At 42.2% G+C, this 18,954-nt stretch carries 14 protein-coding genes, 1 tRNA gene and 1 pseudogene; 7 read left to right on the top strand and 9 right to left on the bottom strand.

What is annotated here, in order from left to right; genetic code table 11:
* The first annotated feature begins 84 nt into the window (after nucleotides 1–84).
* Both AB5903_RS18680 and AB5903_RS18675 read left to right on the top strand, forming a co-directional pair.
* Nucleotides 85–157: transfer RNA gene (locus AB5903_RS18680), tRNA-Gly, on the top strand.
* Between the two features lie 181 nt (nucleotides 158–338).
* Nucleotides 339–620 (top strand): annotated as a pseudogene (locus AB5903_RS18675) (Arm DNA-binding domain-containing protein); the annotation flags it as partial.
* A gap of 189 nt (nucleotides 621–809) precedes the next feature.
* Here the strand turns inward: AB5903_RS18675 and AB5903_RS18670 are convergent.
* From AB5903_RS18670 to AB5903_RS18655, 4 genes are all read right to left on the bottom strand, one after another.
* Nucleotides 810–2,687, bottom strand: a complete 1,878-nt coding sequence (locus tag AB5903_RS18670; protein ID WP_117667620.1) for a hypothetical protein — start codon at nucleotides 2,685–2,687, stop codon at nucleotides 810–812.
* A gap of 9 nt (nucleotides 2,688–2,696) precedes the next feature.
* Nucleotides 2,697–4,130, bottom strand: coding sequence for a polysaccharide lyase family 1 protein (locus AB5903_RS18665; protein WP_368118103.1), 1,434 nt, complete (start codon nucleotides 4,128–4,130; stop codon nucleotides 2,697–2,699).
* 100 nt (nucleotides 4,131–4,230) lie between these two features.
* On the bottom strand, nucleotides 4,231–6,315 hold the full coding sequence (locus AB5903_RS18660; RefSeq protein ID WP_060385957.1) for a RagB/SusD family nutrient uptake outer membrane protein: 2,085 nt from the start codon (nucleotides 6,313–6,315) through the stop codon (nucleotides 4,231–4,233).
* 13 nt (nucleotides 6,316–6,328) lie between these two features.
* Nucleotides 6,329–9,532: a TonB-dependent receptor gene (locus tag AB5903_RS18655; RefSeq protein WP_022104415.1), complete on the bottom strand. Its 3,204-nt coding sequence runs from the start codon at nucleotides 9,530–9,532 to the stop codon at nucleotides 6,329–6,331.
* 434 nt (nucleotides 9,533–9,966) lie between these two features.
* Here AB5903_RS18655 and AB5903_RS18650 point away from each other — a divergent pair, with 434 nt between their 5' ends.
* Nucleotides 9,967–10,851, top strand: a complete 885-nt coding sequence (locus AB5903_RS18650) for a YitT family protein (protein ID WP_272710378.1) — start codon at nucleotides 9,967–9,969, stop codon at nucleotides 10,849–10,851.
* A 121-nt stretch (nucleotides 10,852–10,972) separates the two neighbouring features.
* Here the strand turns inward: AB5903_RS18650 and AB5903_RS18645 are convergent, their stop codons facing one another.
* The 4 genes from AB5903_RS18645 to truA form a co-directional block, all read right to left on the bottom strand.
* Nucleotides 10,973–11,617 (bottom strand): DUF3256 family protein, encoded by a 645-nt coding sequence (locus AB5903_RS18645; protein WP_117899476.1) that lies wholly within the window; start codon nucleotides 11,615–11,617, stop codon nucleotides 10,973–10,975.
* 51 nt (nucleotides 11,618–11,668) lie between these two features.
* Nucleotides 11,669–12,139, bottom strand: a complete 471-nt coding sequence (locus tag AB5903_RS18640) for a GAF domain-containing protein (RefSeq protein ID WP_117666456.1) — start codon at nucleotides 12,137–12,139, stop codon at nucleotides 11,669–11,671.
* Nucleotides 12,140–12,155: 16 nt separating this feature from the next.
* The gene (locus AB5903_RS18635; RefSeq protein ID WP_005657957.1) at nucleotides 12,156–13,055 is read right to left on the bottom strand and encodes a DMT family transporter; all 900 of its coding nucleotides are present in this window, start codon (nucleotides 13,053–13,055) and stop codon (nucleotides 12,156–12,158) included.
* Between the two features lie 90 nt (nucleotides 13,056–13,145).
* Nucleotides 13,146–13,901, bottom strand: coding sequence for a tRNA pseudouridine(38-40) synthase TruA (truA, locus tag AB5903_RS18630; RefSeq protein ID WP_117666498.1), 756 nt, complete (start codon nucleotides 13,899–13,901; stop codon nucleotides 13,146–13,148).
* A gap of 147 nt (nucleotides 13,902–14,048) precedes the next feature.
* Between truA and AB5903_RS18625 the strand changes: the two genes are divergently transcribed.
* Complete coding sequence (locus tag AB5903_RS18625) at nucleotides 14,049–14,729, top strand: DUF5715 family protein (protein ID WP_117666458.1); 681 nt, start codon at nucleotides 14,049–14,051, stop codon at nucleotides 14,727–14,729.
* 61 nt (nucleotides 14,730–14,790) lie between these two features.
* Here the strand turns inward: AB5903_RS18625 and AB5903_RS18620 are convergent, their stop codons facing one another.
* Nucleotides 14,791–16,308: a bifunctional ADP-dependent NAD(P)H-hydrate dehydratase/NAD(P)H-hydrate epimerase gene (locus tag AB5903_RS18620; RefSeq protein WP_034535936.1), complete on the bottom strand. Its 1,518-nt coding sequence runs from the start codon at nucleotides 16,306–16,308 to the stop codon at nucleotides 14,791–14,793.
* A gap of 96 nt (nucleotides 16,309–16,404) precedes the next feature.
* On the opposite strand from AB5903_RS18620, the gene AB5903_RS18615 reads away from it, so the two are divergent.
* The 3 genes from AB5903_RS18615 to AB5903_RS18605 form a co-directional block, all read left to right on the top strand.
* Complete coding sequence (locus tag AB5903_RS18615) at nucleotides 16,405–17,943, top strand: peptide MFS transporter (protein ID WP_272710384.1); 1,539 nt, start codon at nucleotides 16,405–16,407, stop codon at nucleotides 17,941–17,943.
* Between the two features lie 40 nt (nucleotides 17,944–17,983).
* Nucleotides 17,984–18,520: a hypoxanthine phosphoribosyltransferase gene (gene hpt / locus AB5903_RS18610; RefSeq protein ID WP_005657966.1), complete on the top strand. Its 537-nt coding sequence runs from the start codon at nucleotides 17,984–17,986 to the stop codon at nucleotides 18,518–18,520.
* A 62-nt stretch (nucleotides 18,521–18,582) separates the two neighbouring features.
* Nucleotides 18,583–18,954, top strand: a 372-nt coding sequence (locus AB5903_RS18605; RefSeq protein ID WP_368118102.1) for a nucleoside monophosphate kinase, incomplete at its 3' end; no start/stop codon positions are given.

Genomic DNA, 18,954 nt, shown 5'->3' with positions numbered 1-18,954 from the left:
TACCAGAGTGGCCAAATGGGGCAGACTGTAAATCTGCTGGCTTACGCCTTCGGTGGTTCGAATCCATCTTTGCCCACTAAAATTGCGGAAGTAGCTCAGTTGATAGAGCATTAGCCTTCCAAGCTGAGGGTCGCGGGTTTGAGCCCCGTCTTCCGCTCTTCTGAAAATCAGATAGTTATCGAAAGATTTCTATCTGATTTTTGTTTTTAGACAATGGCGGTTTGGCTATGGTTTAACCGAGTGAGTTCAACCAAGAGTTCAACCAAAATCTTATAAACGCAACGATTAATGTAGTATGCTATAAGTGGAAAACCTTAGCAAATGGTGAATACCCATTAATGCTCCGCATCTGTAAAGACGGAAAGAAGAAATACCAAAGTTTAGGCATATCTGTCCTACCCCGTTATTGGGACTTTACACGAAATAAGCCAAAACCAAACTGTCCCAATAAAGAGTATATTCAGAAAATCATTCTTGATAAACAAACAGAGTTACAACAACGAATGTTAGAGTTCAACTCTGAACAGAAAGAATATACTACCACTACTCTACTCAATGACGAAAACAAAAGATTTGAACTGAAAACTGTCTGTCAATTCTATCAAGAACAAATCGAACAATGCAAAGTTTTGTGTAAACAAAAAATACGGAACTCATTTTTGAATCCCGTATTTTCCATTTACACAAAATATTTTATAGCTCCATATTTTTTATAATAGCTAATCCTCCCTATCTTATCTGTTCAAATGAAATACTTTCATTCTTATTAGAGCTATCTCACATTAGCGTAGAGAATGAAAATTTTATTTCTATTTCTGTATCTTGACGCAACGTATCAAACTGGAATTAGCACGACTATTATTCGAATTCAGTTTGACATCATCTTTACCAAGAGTTAGATGTACAGAATTCGCGGCCTTCTCTCTATCAGTAGAACTACACCAATAATAACCATTAGTATCTGCTGCAGTTAATTTTCCATTCTTGCGACTACGCCATCCTCCTATCGGATACCACCAGTTTTGTCCGCTATCATCCATCATAACATATCCCTTACTCCATTCTGCTGCAGCAAAAATACTTGAAGTTTTATCGTAACCATCGCTGGCTCCCATCCATGTATCATTAGGAGCTACCATATAACCTTCTGGACTCGGGTCATATATAGATTTTGTAAGATTGGATGCTTTCGGATAAGTATATCCCTCTGGATTCCCCCATAATGCCCAATCAGCATAGTATAGCCAATCGTAAGCACAATAATAAGGTGGATTAGCTGTATTGCTTTTACTCCGAGAATACATAATGAACTTTGTTGGATTTTGTATGGCATATTTCACATTGCCTGTACTTTCTCCACCTTTAACTGTAGCAAAAGCAACTTCTCCTACTTCATTGTACATTTTGGCATTACTATTTTTTCCATACTCCCCTGTACCTACAAACGGATCTTTCCGCCCCCATTGATAAAGTAATCCTATAGAGGAACGTTCTCCAGGAATAACGGAAGTCGCTCCTAAATTTCTGTCAAGTACAGTATAGCTATTTCCCTTTACGTTCATACCCAAATGCTGTTCCTTGACCTCTGTCACCCAAATATGAAATGACCACAAAATCTTAGCATCTTCCGTTTTAGGATCATCCTTGTCATAAATAGCTATCACTGCATTCCCTGGTCGTCCGTCAAGATTTACAGTAAATGATTTACGATCTGAAGAGAGTGTTACTCCCTTTACAAAATCAGAAGAAACATCATTCCACAATTGTGCAGCAGACAACGGTAAATAATTATCTCCTGCAGAGATATTCTCATATGCATAAACAGAACTAGTAGTATAATAGGCAGCACAATTCACTGTAACAGAAAGCTGTCCCGGTGGTACTATCACACAATTAGAAGTACCATAATAATAAGTCCACATTTCCCAATCTATATTATCAAGCGTTGCAGTAAGTACTTTACCTGCTTCTATAGATTTTCCTGTTAAATCAAGGCTATACGTTCCTCCTCCTTTCGGAGCCACAAGCATCACATCCAATTTCCCAGTAAATGTTTGCGGAGGTAGAACAATAATAGCCTCATTATTCTCAGTTATATCAATATTTCCTTTTAAAACGACTTCACGAGACATATTTTCCTTAGTGATAATATTACCACTTTCCAAACCCAATTCTATACATCCAGCCATTATATCATCCGATTCTGATTTCAAAACGACAGATGATATAGAAGCAAATTCCTGATTGGCAGGTATTATCAATTTTAACGCACCCAATGCCGGTTTCAATTTCAAATCCGCCAATCCTTCATTATCAGCAACAGCATAATACGGACATGCTGCTACATCAACTCCGCCAGTACGGTAAATCTGGTCCTTGGGCATGTTAAACTTCATTCGCTCCTCTTGCAGCTGTACGCTTAAAGGATAGTATACCGTATATTTTTCCTCGGCAGGCACTTCATATAAACTAACCAACCCTTTTGACAAGACTTGTACCTCTTTACCATTAATACCGATTTTTCCACCGGAAGGAATATTCAAAGCAAAAGCTTCATCACCTTCTACTTTTATATGAAAAGAATTAGGTTGTTCTATAAAGACTTCCTCCATTTTTTCTTCGGTACAGCCAACTACTACTGCCATTACTCCGGCAAATAGCAGGTATTTCATCAATAATTTTATCATAAAAAAAAATTATTTATCTAATCTTTCATCAAGCGTAAATATATAATTCTCAATATTGGTATATCCGTTTTCTGCCATTTGTGAAGCATCGTCCGGATTATTCTTATCCAAACCATATCCGTCTTCAAACTCATCAGGCATACCGTCACCATCAGTATCTAAGAGGCTCACTCCAGATTCTATTTCACCTACACCACCTAAAGGAAACTGTTGTGTATCTTGTTCATTTTGGATTATAGTCCCTTTTTCTCCCAATGAAGTCAGTTCGCTGATAAGATAAGCATCCACCTGATCGCGCACAGGCAGACTTGCACCAACATATTTCACAATCCATTCATACGCTTTTTCGGCATCCGATTGCTGAGAAATAGTAGGAAATATTTCCGGACACGTAGCAAGAAAAGTCGGATTACCAGAACAAAGTTCTTCCCAATTGATTGCAGGAAGTATTTCTACCCCATTCAAAACACCATTCTTATCTTCATCATAAAAGTTTCCAACGCAATAAGTATTAAAACGTTCATTTCCACCGATAAACGGCTTAGTTGGTGACATATCAACCAATTCCACCTTTATGCTGCCATCTTCCTGACGTACATTCTGCCAGTTAACCACAGGACCTTTAATAAAATAGTTATTTTCAATTGAAGTCAACGAACTACCTTCAGAATCACCACTCATGTTATACGCAGCGCCACTTCCCCAATTATATACAACATTATTCACGAATTGGTTCAGCCCCTTAACTTTCGGATTACGAGTCTTGTTATCAATATAAAGGTTACGAAACAATGTGATTCCATTTTCAAGATCGGTTTGCATCAATCCACCACAAGAATGATTCTGTAATCCCTGTCCAATAATAGAATTCTGTATAGTTATGTTACGTGCCGTAGTACTGTTTATAGAAAAATTCTCATCACGTCCCCACGTTACAGACAAGTGATCAAATATCATATTTTCTCCATCAGCCACTCCCGCGGCATCCTTGCCATCAGAACCTTTAATTCCCATACGAATACGCAAATGACGACATATTAAATTATCTGCATCCGTAAACGATACACGATTACCATACAAGACAATACCATCACCGGGAGCCGTCTGACAGGCTATCGTCAGATTTTTTGAGAAAATCAATGTCGACTTCAGGTTTATGATACCAGCCACATCAAATACAATAATACGGTCAGACTTACTCACCGCATCTCGAAAAGAACCTTCACCATCATCATTAAGATTAGTAACGCGATATATTTCTCCACCACGTCCACCTGTAGCATATCGCCCAAAACCTTCTGCACCAGGAAAGGCAAGCACCTCACCATAATCGGGAAACTTTCCGGAATCTCCTTTGACATATACTTCTTTTGTGTTTATTTCTTCAGTGCATCCAGTACAAGCCAACAACATACTTAAAAGAAAAGTCTTCGTCATTTTCATACTTTCAATAATATTAGAGGTTAATAAAAAGCGTGGTCTCAAACTGCGTTATAAATGCCACAGTCACAAAACCACGCTCCAGTCTATGAGAAGTTTGCTATCAATAGCCAGGCAATTGAGTCAGATTTGGATTATCTATCAAAGGATGTCCACTAGATTTTGCAGCAAACGGACATAATTCAGAAAAGTTCTCCTTAAAACCATAAAATAATCCATCAGAACCATCCCCTTTATCAATCCAAGCAGGATAAGAACCTCCATTTTCCTCCGAACCGGTAGGCTGTTGATAAATAATCTTGCCTACTTGTATCTTACCTCTAGCAGATTTGGCAAATCCGACAACAGCTTGTCCTTTCATATTGAATTCACTGCTGAAAGCTTCAAACATTGCCCTAGGATACCATTTATCCTGCGAAGTTACATTAGAACGATGATTCTTCACAATTTCAATCAGTTCTGTTTCATAATCACTATACTGCTTTTCGTCTTCTGGAATATTTTTTACTGTAGCTATCTCCGTAGGATCTGTCAGTTCAATATAATCTATGGCAAGGAACTTATCACCGTACTTTTGACCGTCTTCCTGATATTTATACAATCTATATTTCGGCACATTGGCATATGCACCCTTACGATCGGACAAGTCTTTCATATCCTGCTTGGCCTGTCTCAACTCCTTAGCCAAACGTCCCATACGAATTAAATCGCTACGAAGAGTAAATTCTCCGGCAAACTCCCATTTACGTTCCTGCACAAGCGCATCTTCAAAACCTTGCTGATCGGTTGGAATAGGCAGTTCACCCACTCCGGCACGGGTACGTACTTCCTTCAAGGCAGCTTCAGCCTCGGGAGTAGGACCGTTATTCAAGTAATTCTCCGTTTCAGCATACATCAAAAGTACATCTGAATAACGTATAAGCGGAATATTGATATTTCTTTGGCTTGCAGCTTGCGGTTCCACACACCATTGGATACGACACTTACCCAATAGTATAGAAGAATAAGTAGTACCGGTATCAATCCATGGTCCTTTTTTACCGCCATCTTTGGGGTAGATACTATATGAAGTACATGTTACATCCCGACGAGTATCCTTTTTATCAAATGAAAGATAATAAGTTGGCAGAACAAACTGTAATGTCTTGCGTGAACCATATGTTCCATTATAAGAACCTGGCTGCAGATAAAGTCCAAATTCCGAGTTGGTCTTGTCACCATATTCTGCCAATTGCCAAATCATTTCAGATTCTGTCTCCGTAAGTTTACGCTGGCAATGATTATACCACAGATATTGGAAACCACTCATTCCGTCTTTTCCCTGTACCAATGAGTTCTTTCCATGTTCTTTGATTTGAAAGCATGCATCATTCGCTATTTCATATAATTCCTTAACACGTGTAGCATCATCCCGACGAGCCATTTTCAAAGTTGCAGGATCATTTGTCTCCAAATCCCAGCGCAATGAATAACCTCCTGCATAAAGAGCAATACGTGCCAGCAATGCATATGCTCCTTGTTTGGTAAGACGCTCGGTCGAAGTATAACCGCTCTCCTCGTACCAAGGTAACCATTCTGTAGCCTGTTGCAAGTCCGAAACAATTTGGTCATATATACCATCACGAGGTGAACGTTTCGGATAAAAACGGTTCTCATCATTTGCATCCATTTCTTCCAGGGGAACATATACAGCAGGTACATCTCCATAGATACGTATCAAGTTGTGGTAACAGAATGCACGAATGGCCAATGCTTCCCCTAACAATTGATTTCGCTTCACAGTTTCGGGCATCTTCTTCAAACGGCTGATAGCGACATTTGTTGATTCAATAATACGGTATCCCTCTTTAAAGATAGTTGTAACAGTGGTAGGAACCAATGGGTCAAAATCATAATTACATGCCTTGTATTTACTACTGAAACCATCCTCTGCCGTATGCACTACCGTTTCACCCATACCAAGATTATAAAACATCTCCTTGTGTATAAGTCCTCTGTAACACCCTTGTACAAACAAATCCGCTTTAGTCTCATTCTCAAATATATAATCAACATCGTCAGAGGTATAAGACTCCATTTCCAGCCAATCAGTGCATGATGTCATGCTCATACCCAACGAAAAACTGAGTATTGCCACCATAACCAGTTTCTTTTTCAAACCAGCCCATTTAAATATTTTGCTATTCATATTCTTTTTCTAATTAAAACGTTAAATTAAGACCAACAACATAACTTCTTGAACGGGGATATGCGGAACTGTCATATCCCGGAGTAGTAACCACGTTATCCTTAGCAGCTCTCACCTCAGGGTCATAGCCTGAATATCCGGTAAGTGTAGCCACATTGTTAGCTGTAAAATAAATACGGGCATTGGAAATCATCGCTTTCTTCAACCACGTTTTCGGCAAGGTATACCCCAATGTAATCTGAGCCAACCGCAAGTAAGAACCGTCTTCAACAAAATAAGAAGAAGGATAGAAGCCCCATTCCTTGTTATTTTTAGTCAATCCCCAAATACGTGCAGAACCATCGGGGTTCATTTCCTGCATACGTGACAGCGTTGCTTGTTTTCCGGTAGAAGGATCTACTACACGGTAATAGTTACTGAATTCCTGTGGAATATTCTCAAATATAGAATAAGTAGTTAAGCTCTGTTTATTTGCATTATAGATATCCTGGCCAATGGCAAATTTCAAGAAAACACTTAAATCAAAACCTTTATAAGTAAACGTATTATTGAAACCGCCGATACAATCTGGAGTTCCATTACCGATTTTCACATTTTTCTTAGTAAATATAGGATTCCCTTCTTCGTCTACATCATCGGCTGCATACTTAATATCACCTGGTTGAGGAGTTCCCGACTTAGGCTTCACAATTCCTTCACGCAAAGTCAGTTTACCATCTTTTCCCTCAATGAAATCCTCCGCTGTATAAATACCTTCATATTTATAACCGTACATTTCACCTAAAGCTTCGCCGACTGTTGCATAGTAGGTAACCATACCTGAACGGGAATCACCTGCACTGAATGTCTTTTCAGTCTGTCCTTGCTCCAACGCTACTACTTTTGATTTATTAAAAGACAAATTCAAATCACTTGTCCAACTGAAATTTTTAGTTCGGATATTCACTGTATTCAGCGTGACTTCCCAACCTCTGTTGCGCATCTTACCTACATTTTGATATTGTGTAGAATAACCTGTAGAAGATGGAACAACACAGTTCAATAACAAGTCATTCGCTTGATTATTATACCATTCTGCTGTCAAATTTACTCTGCTATTGAATAAAGACACATCAAGGCCAACATTGGTAGCTACTTGTGTCTCCCATTTCAATTCCGGGTTACCCAACTGCGTACCTAATACATAAGCAGGATTAGTCATTACATTATTCATAGGGTAAGAGGTCAATGAAACATTAGTGCGGTAAGAGAAGCTTCCCACGCCATTGTTACCTGTAGTACCATAACCAACACGCAATTTCAAACTATTGACAACATCATTGATACGATTCTCTTTCCAGAAACTTTCCTCAGAAATTCTCCATGCAACTGAAGCTGAAGGAAAAACTCCCCACTGATGTCCTTTGGCAAATTTAGAAGAACCATCGGCACGAAGAGTTGCAGTCAGCAAATAACGTTCATCAAATGTATAGTTAGCGCGTAAGAAAGCAGAAACGATTCCACTATGTCCATGACCTGATTTCTTTTCTTCTACATTTCCCAATGAAATATCATCAATTCCATGGTTAGGATAGGGCATCTGCTTCACGCTGATAGAATTGCTTTCATCTTCACTATAACTCACTTCGTGACCCAATAAAAGATTTACCTTATGCTTCTTTGCAAAAGTCTGATTATAGTTCAAAGTATTCGTTATCTGATAAGAATAAGATTCACTATTTCCTATGCTTCCCGTCATACCCGTATTAACTGGGTCCATCAGGTAACCGGTAGAGCGTTCATCGGAAAATGAAGTGGATTTGCTGCTATTCCATCTGTAGCTTCCGGCAATGCGGTAAGTAAAGTGTTTCAGAAAGTCAAACTCTAAACCGGCATTTACAGAAAACATACGAGAACGTTTATTGGAAGTAGAAGCTTCGTTCTGTATCAAAGGGTTAGAAGCCGTATAGGAACTCTCAGCTCCACGAAAATCCACATAGGTCTGCTCTGTCAACATTTGGTCACGGGTAAAGTAAGTACCACCGCTGATAGGTTGACGTAACACATACTTCATACCAGAATAACTGCCGCCGCCATCTACACTCTTGTTATTAAACATTGCGTTGACATCTAGGCGAATTCCTTTATAAAGTTCTGAATTGATTTTTGCACGGAAAGCACTTTTATTGGCTGAATGATTGGCAAGCAGACCATCCTGTCCATTATAATTATAACTCAACATCACCTGAGTCTTTTCCGTTCCGGTAGAGATATTTACATTATGGCTCTGCGTCATGGCATATCCACCGAATACTTCATCCTGCCAGTCAATAGAAGATGCATCAGCGTAACGCTCATGTATACGGTCATATACACCCGTATAAAAACCTGTGGCATCTGTAGCCATGCCATCATCATAAAAAGCACTCCATGTAGGAGTAATACCTGTCAACTCAGCAAACTCATACTGGTATTTCACAAAATCTTCTACATTAGACATTAAATCTAATTTTTTGGCTAACTTATCGAAAGAAAAATAGGTATTGTAAGAAACTTGTGTCTTACCTTTCTTACCAGATTTAGTAGTAATCAAAATAATACCATTGGAACCGCGAGCACCATAAATAGCTGTCGAAGAAGCATCTTTCAGTACGTCAATACTTTCAATGTCATTAATATCAATATTATCAAGAGCACTTCCCATCTCAAATCCATCTACAATATAAAGAGGTTCAGTACTTTGAGTCAATGACATACCACCACGAATGGTAATGTTGGCACCTGCACCTGGAGCACCACTCTCTGTTACGATATTTACACCGGCAGCTTTTCCTTGCAACGCCTGCATCGCGGTTGTTACTGGTACATTAGCTAATTCTTTACCGCCTACCGATGAAATAGCACCTGTCAAATCTTTACGCTTCACCTTGGCATAACCAATAGCTACTACTTCTTCCAACATCACGGAAGACTCTTTCAACGTAACCTTATAATCAGTAGGTGTACCCAATCTGATTACAGCATCATCATATCCGATAAATTTAATCACCAAATCTCTAGCGGAAGAAGGTACTGAGATCCTGAACTTGCCATCCATATCAGTTATCGTACCGATAGAACTGTTGCCCTTTACTGTGACAGAAGCACCAATCACCACATCAACGGCGTCTCGAACCGTACCGGTAATTGTTCTATTTTGGGCAAAAATGCCGAGAGAACAGCCTGTTAACAGGAACATCAACAGACAAAGTTTTTTGTGTAGAATTCTCATAGTTTAACAATATAATTTTTAATTAATAATATAACAATCCAGCTAAAATGTCATAAAATAAATATAAGATTAACGATATTCAAGTACTGTGTTCGAATACAATATCTGTATTGCAAAGATGATGCATTCTTAAAATCATTTATATATTACATTTGATACAAAGACTTTCTCTTTTGATTTTTATTATGATTTAGAGTAATGCAAATAGAATATTGTACAAAAAACATTAGTTCTGCCAAATGCAGGCTACCTAACATTTAAGAAGCTAAGTTCAAGCATTTCAAAAGAATTATTACCACAAGCAAATTTATTTCATCCGAACTAATACAAATACCCGATAACTTATATTTCGAGATTGATAAAATATCTATCTTTGCCGCAAATCTAACTGCAAACTACAAATGAACATGCACATTCCTTCCCGGCAGAACATATTTCGTGAAATGCGGGATTATTTAATGATTGCTTTAGGCATGATTATGTATGGTATCGGGTGGACAGTATTCCTGCTCCCTAACGATATTACCACAGGCGGAGTACCAGGTATTGCCTCACTGGTATATTTTGCAACAGGACTGCCGGTACAATATGTTTATTTCGGCATCAACTTCCTACTGTTATTGCTTGCTATCCGTATTTTAGGATGGAAGTTCAGCATCAAGACAATTTTTGCCGTTTTTACCCTGACTTCCTTTCTGCCAATCATTCAGCAACTGACAGACGGCGTTCACCTACTGAACGACCAGCCTTTCATGGCATGTGTCATCGGAGCATCTTTCTGTGGCGGCGGCATCGGCATTGCTTTCTCTTCGAACGGAAGTACGGGCGGAACGGATATTATCGCAGCTATCATTAACAAATACAGGGACATTACACTGGGACGGGTCATGCTGTTTTGTGACATTATCATCATCTCTTCCAGCTACTTCGTGCTGAAAGACTGGGAAAAAGTAGTATACGGCTATGTCACTCTATACATCTGTAGTTTCGTTCTGGATCAAGTAGTAAACAGTGCACGCCAATCCGTGCAGTTTTTCATCATCAGCGAAAAGTATGAGGAGATAGCCAGACATATCAATGTGTATCCTCACCGCGGCGCGACAGTTATAAATGCTTCCGGATTCTATACCGGCAAGGAAATAAAAATGCTGTTTGTACTTGCCAAAAAACGGGAATCAACCATTATCTTCCGGCTGATAAAAGACATAGACCCGAATGCCTTTGTGTCACAAAGTCAGGTAATCGGAGTATACGGAGAAGGATTCGACAAAATCAAAGTAAAATAAAAATCAAACATGAAGAATTAAGTATGAAAATTAAGTATAAGAAATAAGGAAATCTACACTGCCCCTCTGATACTCTACATTAGCTTAGCTTCTATAAGCCTTATTATTTTATACCTTATACTTAATTATTGAACTTCCCTTCTTTCCACGTATAGATTATAGGATCGCGGAGAAACGGTTTTAGTTTTTCCGCTGCTTCTTTTTCCATATAGTCGGGAGTGGTAAAAGTAAAAGTCAGCGTAGCGTCCTTGCCCGAAAGGTCGGCTTTCATTAAAAGCATATCAGCCTGAAGGCGAGCATTCTGATAGCGGTACACATCTACCGTATCGGAAGCAGGCAGAATAAAATCATTCATATTAGGTAATGATGCCAAATAGGATGCAGCGGGCAACTCTTCCCAACCGGTAGTATAAAACTTGATATGACTGTCACAAGCCGGAGCACAAACTGTAGAAACAGTACAGATAAGACGGGTACTGTCGTTCACTGACAAAAGTTTCATCTGCCAGGTACTTTGAGGTGTTACCTGCACACGGATATAATCGGGAGTAAGCTCAGTCATTTCCGACTTACCGCCAAAACGATTGGTTACTTCCGCTTTCATCTTGCTCTCCAAGAAGTCAATAAAGTCGGCACGATTTACAGCCGTAAGCAACGGACTCAGAGAATCGGGCATATTGGTAAAGCAAGTTTTTGCCAGTTGCGCCGACAAAGAACCAATTCCCATACCTACTACAAATAAAAAGACTATCAACTTCTTCACCATATCCCTATAATATTTTATCAATACTAAAATCTTATTATTATAAAAATCACCTTACAGATAAGAACATAACTCCTGCAAAAAACGCGCATCCACCTCATCAAAACTATTCAAGTTTTCACTGTCCACATCCAGCACACCCCATACTTCTCCCTTTGCACGAAGAAGCGGAAGCACTATTTCCGAACGCGACAAAGAACTGCATGCTATATGACCCGGAAAAGCATCTACATCCGGTACAACCAATATTTCAGCCCTCTTCCAGGCCTTTCCGCAAACGCCACGCCCCTTCTTTATTCTGGTACAAGCCACCGGACCCTGAAAAGGGGCAAGCACCAGATCCTCACCTTTCACCAGATAAAATCCCACCCAGAAAAAGTGAAAAGTCTCTTTCAGTGCAGCCGCAACATTAGCCAGATTGGCGATAAGGTCATCCTCTCCTTCAATCAGACACTTAATTTGCGGAAGCAACATACGATACTTCTCTTCTTTGCCGCCATTACTGATACACAAATCTTCTGCCATACGCGCTATTGAAATTCTATTTGCTCCCCAAATATAGGAAGAACATTCCAATCAGCACCAAAATGAGGTCTACCGCCTTGCTTTTTAAATTCTTTTCACGGAAGAAAAGGGCGCCAAACAGGAAAGAAACAACCACACTGCCACGTCGTACCATAGATACGATAGAAATCATGGAATCCTCATAACTCAAGGCATAGAAATACACAAAGTCTGCTGCACAAAGAAAGACGGATATACCGATGATAGTCCAATCCCAACGGAACGGTGTACTTTCCTTTCTCTTGGGATACCACAGCAACAGGATAATGGGACACATGATAAACACCTGATAGATGTTGTACCATGACTGCACCACCATAGGCGGCAGCTGCTTCATCAGATACTTGTCGTATAATCCGCTGACAGCACCCGTCACGGCCGCCAGTACAATAAAGAGAATCCATTTATTGTGCTTGAAGTCGATACCCTCTTTCTTACCGGAACGGCTTAACATAAAGAACGACAGGACTGCCAACATCACACCTATCCATTGATACAGATTGAGCCGCTCGCCGAATACAAGCATGGCTCCCACAAGTACCATTACCGGACGCGTTGCATTAATCGGGCCTACAATGGTAAGCGGCAAGTGCTTCATTCCGAAATATCCGAATATCCACGAGGAAAGAACGATGAAAGATTTGATGATGATAAATTTATGCACACCCCATCCCACTACAGGAACATCAAACATCGTACCTCCCAACACAGCAGGAGCAAAACACGATACCAGAATAAACGGAAGAAATATTAAACTGGAAAATACCGTATTCAAAAACAAAACCGGAAGCACGGCATTGTCTTTGAGCGCCTGCTTCTTGAAAGCATCATAAAATCCCAACAAGGCTGCCGAGAGAAAGGCTAATAATAACCACATTGATTTTAGCTATGAATTATGAGTTATAAGTTATGAATTAGCTATATTACAAGAAGAGAAAGAGTAAAAGTAATCACTTATCACTAACCACTAACCGCTAATAAAAGTTTCTTCAGGATAGGCAACATCTACAAGGAACAAAGCGTTACCGGGAACGGAAGTTCCTGCACGGCACCGGTCTTTTTGTTCGATAACCCGGCGAAAGCCCCCGATGGTAAGTTTACCCCTGCCGACTTCGAGCAATGTACCCACTACAGCACGTACCATGTTCCGCAGAAAACGGTCGGCCTGAATGGTAAATACCCAGGTCACTTCATCTACCTGCGTCCAGGCAGCGTGCATTATCTTGCAATTATTGGTTTTGACATCGGTATGCAACTTGCTGAAACTGGTAAAATCCGTATATTCAAACAAAGTCCGGGCAGCTTCGTTCATCCGTTCAAAGTCCGGAGTCTGGAACAGACGGCAACGATACTGACGATTGAAAGGCATCTTGGCCGTAGTAACATAGTATTTGTATGTACGTGCCGTGGCATCAAAGCGCGCATGAGCATCGGGACGTACGGCACGCAGACGGTAAACGGAAATATCCGGGGGAAGCAGGCGGTTCAGCTTATCCGTCATGAATATCACATCCAACGGAGTTTCACTGTCAAAATGCGCCACCATTAGGGAAGCATGTACACCGGCATCGGTGCGTCCGGCACCCACCACCTCCACTTCACGCCGCAACAAGGTAGAGAGTGCTTTCATCAAACACTCCTGCACACTTGCACCGTTGGGCTGAATCTGCCAGCCATGATAAGCAGTGCCGTCGTAGGCCAAATAGATAAAATATCGCTGCACGTTTCTTTTTATTCCTGAATTTGGCTGCAAAGGTACAAAAAGAGGGGAAAAAAGCAGCAAACTCTTCCAATTGTTCTATAGGATTACACTATCTTTGCAGGAGTTTTCACCACAAATTACACAATTCTACAAAGTTCAGAATTAATTATGTATAATAAAAGCCGTTTCATTTCCCTGTTTTTATTGGCAGGCATGGCAATAACTTGCTGCCTGGCTGGATGTAAGAAAAAAGACATGTCCCTCAAGCTGAATGAACCGCACAACATACGGGGTGTTATCAGTTACAAACGTTCTTTCGGCGATTTGAATGAAAAGCATTTGAATGTGGCGCAAGCTATCGGCATCCGTCCGTTAGCATCGCGCGAGGAAGCGGAAAAAATGAAAGAAACGTTGCAGTATATCGCAACAAATGATTTGTACGCGGTTGATTCTTTGACACATTCCGTCCCGTATCTCATTCCGGGAGCGGCTGCCCTGCTCGATACAATCGGTTATAACTTTCTCGATTCCCTGGCTGCCAAAGGCTTGAATCCGAACAAGATTACAGTAACTTCCGTACTGCGTACAAAAGACGATGTCAAGCGTCTGCGCCGTCGCAACGGCAATGCATCCGAAAATTCCGCTCATTGCTACGGCACGACATTCGATGTCAGTTGGAAACGCTTCCAGAAAGTAGAGGATGAAGACGGACGTCCGTTACAGGATGTCAGTTCGGATACATTGAAGCTGGTGCTGTCCGAGGTATTGCGCGACTTGAAGAGAGCAGAAAAGTGCTACATTAAATATGAACTGAAGCAAGGTTGTTTCCATATTACTACAAGAATGTAAAAAACGAATCTATTAGTTTTTAAAACATCAGAATATTGAAATACCAACATTAACATGCAGTTTACAATTTCTCCTCCAGCATCCGCCATGCCAACGGTAAGCAAGTAACAATATCCCCTGCCGTCATACCCATTGCTCCATGCTTCTTGCAAGCAATATCTCCCGCCAGTCCATGGACATAAGCGGCCATACGTGCAGCAGTTTCCGCATCGTATCCTTGCGCCAGCAAGGCCAATACGACACCCGTAAGCACATCACCGCTACCCCCTGTCGCCATGCCGGGATTTCCGGTAGGATTAAACCAGCACTTTCCCGACGGTGCAATAATAACGGAATAAGCACCTTTCAATATAATGTATACTCCGGCGCTTTTTGCCAGTTCACGGGCTTTTGTCAAACGTTCGTACGAGTTCTGACATTTCCCAACCAACCGTTCCAATTCTTTGGGATGCGGAGTGAGAATACTGCCTTTGGGCAAACGGCCGATGTAACTGCGATGTTCACCCAACAGGTTCAACGCATCGGCATCCACTATCATGGGCGTCTGGCAAGAATCTATCTGATCCAGTAAAGCAGCTTCGGTATCTTCCGCCCTGCCTAATCCCGGACCGATACCCACCGCCTGATAGTCGTCAGTATCAGTGGCACAAGAAAAACGGACATCGTTTATATCTATTTCCGTCATGGCCTCCGGTACGGCAGTCTGCACGATAAAGTTATTGCAAAAAGGAATATGAACCGTAAGCAATCCCACTCCGGAGCGCAGGCAAGCACGTGCCGCAAGCACCGACGCTCCCGCCATTCCTTGCGAACCTGCTATCAACAAGGCGCGTCCGAAGCTTCCTTTATGTGCAAACCTGCCGCGTGGCTTCAGCACCGATGCCATATCCTCGTGTTCCGTCAACGCAAAATCCGTTTCCTTTTCTGTAATGGCTTCCTCACTCAAACCGATATCCAGCAACTGCCACTCACCCACAAACGGCTCGTTCTCGGCAAAGAGAAAAGCCAGCTTCGGCAGTTGCAAGCTTAGCGTCAGGTCTGCACGGATGATATTAGCCTGAATATTATAGGTATTGTCCTCTCCCATTAAACCGGAAGGCACATCAATGGCAACTACCGTAGCCGGCGAGGAGTTGATGTACTTCACTACCGCAGCGAAACCACCGCTCAAAGGTTTGTTCAGTCCGCTGCCGAACAGTCCGTCTACAACCACATGCTCCGCTGTCAGCACTGGCGGCACGAATTGCGTGGTTATCTCATGAAAATCAATTCCGGAAACCCTTGCCAAACGTTCCTTGTTCGTTTCGCAATCCGGAGACAAAGTACCTTTCGTATTAAAGAGATATACCTCCACCCGATATCCCTGCTCTGCCAGCAGACGCGAAACAGCCAGCGCGTCTCCCCCATTGTTGCCGGGGCCGGCAAATACCGTAAAAGGGGTTTCCGCTCCCCAGCGCTCGGATATGGCTTTTGCCAGAGCCTGCGAAGCGCGCTCCATAAGGTCTATGGAAGCAATCGGCTCATTCTCTATCGTATAGGCATCCAGTTCTTTTATCTGAATGGTAGGAAATATTTTTATCATTGCAGTTTATTCGTTTAAGTTACGAGCAAAGGTACAAAAAATAATAACTACTTTTGCGGCTCAAAACATATAAAGACAATTAACACATAACCAATGAGCACATCCAAACACCCTAAAGGACTTTACCTGATTTTCGCCACCAGTACCGCAGAACGTTTCAGCTACTATGGCATGCGGGCTATTTTCATTCTGTTCCTGACACAGGCCTTGCTGTTCGACAAAGAACACGCCGCTTCCATCTACGGCAGCTACACCGGACTGGTCTACCTCACCCCGCTTATCGGCGGATATATTGCCGACAAATACTGGGGCATCCGCCGTTCTGTCTTCTGGGGAGCCATCATGATGGCATTGGGACAGTTTCTGATGTTCTTCAGCGCTTCCATGCTGGACGCTGTCCAACTGTCGCACTGGCTGATGTATGGCGGACTCACCTTCCTTATATTGGGAAACGGATGTTTCAAACCTACGGTATCTTCCCTCGTGGGACAATTGTACGAACCGGGCGACAGACGGTTGGACTCCGCCTATACCATATTCTATATGGGCGTCAACGTAGGCTCTTTCCTTGCCCCGCTGGTATGCGGCTATTTTGGCGAAACCGGTAATCCGAACGACTTCAAATGGGGCTTTCTGATTGCCGCAATTGTCACCGTCTTTACGGTCATATTGTTCGAGACACAGAAGAATAAATACCTTATCGGTCCCGACGGCAAGCAGCTCGGCATCATTCCCGATGCTAAAAAGGAACAACCGCAAGCTACAAAGACAGCCGCCCAATCCACTATGCACAACAGCAAGAAAAAACGTAATTATCTCTTATTAGGAGTATTGACAATAGCGCTTGCCGTTTTCTTCTACTGGTGTTTCGGCAACGACTGGATCAGCATCGGCATCTTCACCGCCTGTATCGTCTTTCCTGTCAGCATCCTGTTGGAAGGCTCGCTTACGAAGATTGAACGCGACCGCATCTTTGTCATCTATATCATCGCCTTCTTCGTAATCTTCTTCTGGGCAGCCTACGAACAGGCAGGCGCTTCACTGACGCTTTTCGCTTCCGAACAGACCGACCGCGTTATCTTCGGCTGGGAAATGCCGGCTTCCTGGATACAGTCATTCAATCCATTCTTCGTAGTGATACTGGCAGCCATCATGCCGGGAGTATGGGGCTTCCTCAATAAACGGGGCATGGAACCCGCCTCTCCCACCAAACAGGCCATCGGCTTGCTGCTTCTATCCTTGGGTTATCTCGTTATCTGCTTCGCTGTAAAGGATGTGCAACCCGGCGTCAAGGTAAGCCTCATCTGGCTCACAGGACTTTATTTCATCCACACCATGGGCGAAATTGCCCTTTCGCCTATCGGATTGTCCATGGTGAACAAGCTCACTCCTATCCGCTTTGCTTCGCTGATGATGGGTATATGGTATCTCTCCACGGCCACAGCCAACAAGTTTGCGGGTACGCTGAGCGGGCTCTATCCCGAAGCCGGAAAAGTAAAGACACTGCTTGGCTACCGCATAGAAACGATGTACGACTTCTTCATGGTATTTGTCGTAATGTCCGCCACCGCATCGCTTATCCTTTTCCTACTCTCAAAGAAATTGCAGAAGATGATGCACGGAGTGGAATAAAATCACTATTTTTGCGCCAACTTTCTAAAAACTCCCATTTATGGATACCATACAAATAAAAGACAAAATGTTCACCGTTTCCATTAAGGAACAGGACATATTGAAAGAAGTAACCCGTGTAGCGAACGAAATCAACCGCGATTTGGCGGGTAAGAATCCGCTTTTCCTAAGTGTGTTGAACGGCTCGTTCATGTTTACTTCCGACCTGATGAAGCGCATCACCATTCCTTGTGAGATTTCTTTCGTTAAACTTGCCTCTTATCAGGGAGTATCTTCTACGGGAGTAATCAAAGAAGTGATCGGCATCAACGAAGACATCTCCGGACGCACCATTGTCATTGTCGAAGATATCGTAGATACCGGCCTCACCATGCAACGCCTGCTGGAAACCCTCGGCACACGCGGTCCCAAGGAAATTCACATCGCCTCGTTACTGGTGAAACCCGACAAGTTGAAAGTAGACTTGAACATCGAATACGTAGCCATGAACATTCCCAACGACTTCATCGTGGGCTATGGTCTGGACTATGACGGATTCGGACGCAACTATCCCGACATCTATACCGTAGTAGACTGAAACCGGGAAAAGGCAGCAAGGCAAAGGTATTAATTTGTAAATCAAAAATAATAGCTAAACAAATGTTGAACATTGTAATTTTCGGTGCTCCCGGTTCAGGTAAGGGAACACAAAGCGAGAGAATTGTAGAGAAGTACGGTATCAACCACATTTCCACCGGAGACGTGCTCCGCGCAGAAATCAAGAACGGCACTGAGCTGGGCAAGACAGCCAAAGGCTACATCGACCAGGGACAACTGTTGCCGGACGAACTGATTATCGACATCCTGGCAAGCACACTGGACAGCTTCAAGGATAGCAAAGGCGTTATTTTCGATGGTTTCCCCCGTACTATCGCACAGGCAGAAGCATTGAAGAAGATGCTTGCCGAACGCGGACAAAGCGTAAACGTTATGCTGGATCTTGACGTTCCCGAAGACGAACTGATGAAACGC

It is taken from the genome of Bacteroides sp. 2201st1_D9_2201SCRN_220225 (genome assembly GCF_040928965.1).
Taxonomy (GTDB): domain Bacteria; phylum Bacteroidota; class Bacteroidia; order Bacteroidales; family Bacteroidaceae; genus Bacteroides; species Bacteroides stercoris.
This window is presented reverse-complemented; position numbering and strand designations above follow the sequence as displayed.